Raw genomic sequence first — 2,728 nt, forward strand, 5'->3', positions numbered from 1 at the left:
ACCAGGATGGTGGCACAAGTTTTCTGGCTCAATTTGTTGTCTACGAAGCAGTAAGATAGAGCTGGACAGGAGGGGGTAAACCCCCTCCTGATTCAGTTTTGTGATGCATGGCCTAAGAGCGCCCTTATTTCCTTTCAATTAATTTTTTGATTTCTTCTTCACTCATCTCCAATTTACGACAGATTTCAGGCAGAACTTGATGCGTCAAGCGCTGACTTTCTATGATTTCATTGACGTAAATATCAGGGTGAATTTGCGGTGGGAAGAGCCCCATCATTTCGGCTTCAGTATAGTCGTACAGTTCTTCATGATCTTTGTTGAGTAGGTGAAGCAGTTCTGCTCGTAGCGGTAAACGGTGTTGATAAGCGTGGCATTTCAGTGCAGTAATATAACCCTGAACTTTTAATCCAGTCTCGCGTTTAAAAGTGTCTAATAATGGGAAGCGGTCTTTTTCTTTTAAAACGTGATAAGCCGCAAGCTCGACCAAGATTTCATCCCAATAGTGGTAATATTGGAATTCGACTTCAGGAGCTTCTGCAATACTTTCAAAGAAGTTTTGGTAGTAGCAATCCAAGTTGATCATTGCGTTGAATATCTCAGATAGAAGCGATGCAACCTCGTTATTTTCAATGATCTCGATTGATTCCAGTTCAATACCGATGTCTGGTGAAAAAGACATTCCTGCTTGGAGTAGGGCGGCGAGCACTTGTTCACATAGCGAGGTTTTATCTTCGTCCAACAGGGAGCAAGGAACATCAAATAAGCTACGTTCGCAAGCTTCCTGTGCCAGTACATTAGTCAGGGTCTGCCATTGCTTTAATGGCTTTAGCCCACCAATGGCAAGAATCGTTAAGCTATCTATGTATTCCTCACCAATGGTCATGCATTCGAGTTGTTGACTCAGCTCTGTTGGGACGTCTGGTGATGATGATTCGAGCCATGTTAATAGTTGAGGTTCATCGACGTGAAGTTTATGCGCAAGCGCATTCAAAGAGCCCATCTCTTGCGCTGCAAGTAAGATTAAAACGTTATCGTCGTCTAAATAAAGGTTGGCATTATTGAAAGCGCCGGTAAGGTGGTGTTCAATTGAGGTTAATGTCATTTTTTATAAATACCTTGTTTTACTATTGGTTAATGTTTGCATGATGTTAAGTAGTGAGTGGTGATTTCTTTTCGGAAATGGCCAAGTTCTTGGCTGACTATCTCCTTTCGAGAATCGTAGGATTCTTGTGTCACCGTAGCGTTCATTCTCTCTTGCGCATAACTATAACGAAGGCCATGTGCGCCGAGGGACCAGCCAAACACGGACTTTGATAATTGACTAAAAGCATTGCTAAATTTTTTCCCACCGGTTATGTCGTAGTACGTTTTGATTTTTACTTTTCTATCTACAACAATTTTCGGTTCAGTTAAGCGTTTTGTTTCAAGTAAATACGCCAACTTATGGGGAAGCAGTACCTCCCGAGAAAGTCCACCTTTTCCTGTCACGATATATTTGACGCCTTCTAACCCTTTAAAACGCGACTCTGACCACTTTCTATTTTTGGATGGAATGCTTTCATCGATGCGCCTAATCGTTAACAACTCCTGAGCTCGCAATCCTGCTGAAAAAGCGATGGCTGTAGACAGGCGCATTTGTTCTTTTTGGTGACTCATTAGGGTGGTGACTTGCTCATAAGAGTAAGCTCTATTCACCCATTGACGAGGTGTTAATTCGCCGTTTATCTCCACCTTTTTACCCGGTTCATAAACATTAATAATACGTTGTAATAGGGTGCGTTGATTTTCTAAAGAACGTGCAGCAATGTTGTTTTTTTGGGATTCAATGTATTTATTTGCAATGTCTAATGTGATTTGCTTTACTCGCTTAACCCCAATTTTTCTCATAATTAAAGCCGTCACTTCAATATGGCGATTATAGGTTGTGACACTACGAAGTTTATTGGGCGCTTGCGACTTTGTTTTACCTAATCCATTGTAATAGTGATGATAAAACCGATTAACCTGCTCTTCAATTCTATTTATTGTTCGGTTTTGTTTTTTATTCATAGACCCCCACTCCCTCCCAATGCTTGATGCGATTATAAAGAGCCGTTTTGCTAACAATAATATCCTTTTCGTTTTTTAACCAATAAATGATTTCACCATAGGAACAGTGGTAGTTTTGCCTCAAAATGAGGATCTCACATCTATGATGATCAATGATACTTCCCTTTTTTTTGCTTTTATGATGAATGTGAGAAGACGTTGAAACAGTTGGTTTGGGCATTGCCTCAATAAGCATCTCTAGACTGATTTCTTGTTTCATCGGTAGACATCCAGTAATCGTATCTTCTTTTTATCGTCGACGTTGAAATTGTTATGCCACAATATTCACTGAACCAAAATGATATATTATTAAAGCTCGCGCCTAATTGCCTCAATATTAAAACTTCATTTTTATATGAATCAATTTTAGAGCACCTTATCTTTCGATAATGTGATCGTAATTGTTCAACATCCAACGCAAGTTTATTGTTAAGTGGACAGGTTCTTTTATTCGTCATAAATGTAATGATTCAAAGCGTTGCGTTTAAGTGTTCATGATAGTTTGCCACATGTAAAGCGGTATTTGTAGTAATGACGTGCCCCTCAGGGCTAATTTCCTAATCAGCCCTGAGGGGGCACGGGGTGAAAAACGGGGGATTTCGGTATTACGTTGAGGCAAGATGTAAATAAATGAGGCAGT

The 2,728-nt window shown here is 40.1% G+C and carries 3 protein-coding genes; all 3 read right to left on the reverse strand.

Annotation, left to right across the window (positions count from 1 at the left end):
• Positions 1–124 precede the first annotated feature (124 nt).
• The 3 genes from AB6E51_RS24150 to AB6E51_RS24160 are packed head-to-tail and all read right to left on the reverse strand — an operon-like array spanning position 125 to position 2,308.
• Positions 125–1,102, reverse strand: a complete 978-nt coding sequence (locus AB6E51_RS24150) for a hypothetical protein (RefSeq protein ID WP_102333844.1) — start codon at positions 1,100–1,102, stop codon at positions 125–127.
• Between the two features lie 29 nt (positions 1,103–1,131).
• The gene (locus AB6E51_RS24155; protein ID WP_102333843.1) at positions 1,132–2,049 is read right to left on the reverse strand and encodes an integrase domain-containing protein; all 918 of its coding nucleotides are present in this window, start codon (positions 2,047–2,049) and stop codon (positions 1,132–1,134) included.
• The gene (locus AB6E51_RS24160; protein ID WP_102333842.1) at positions 2,042–2,308 is read right to left on the reverse strand and encodes a hypothetical protein; all 267 of its coding nucleotides are present in this window, start codon (positions 2,306–2,308) and stop codon (positions 2,042–2,044) included. The genes AB6E51_RS24155 and AB6E51_RS24160 overlap by 8 nt, the downstream gene beginning before the upstream one ends.
• Between the last annotated feature and the right edge of the window lie 420 nt (positions 2,309–2,728).

It is taken from the genome of Vibrio sp. 10N.247.311.47 (genome assembly GCF_041467535.1).
In the GTDB taxonomy this organism is placed as follows: domain Bacteria; phylum Pseudomonadota; class Gammaproteobacteria; order Enterobacterales; family Vibrionaceae; genus Vibrio; species Vibrio crassostreae_C.

Coding starts and splice junctions, on each gene's coding strand:
- AB6E51_RS24155 (WP_102333843.1), bottom strand. CDS start 2,049: ATGAATAAAAAACAAAACCGAACAATAAATAGAATTGAAGAGCAGGTT.
- AB6E51_RS24150 (WP_102333844.1), bottom strand. CDS start 1,102: ATGACATTAACCTCAATTGAACACCACCTTACCGGCGCTTTCAATAAT.
- AB6E51_RS24160 (WP_102333842.1), bottom strand. CDS start 2,308: ATGAAACAAGAAATCAGTCTAGAGATGCTTATTGAGGCAATGCCCAAA.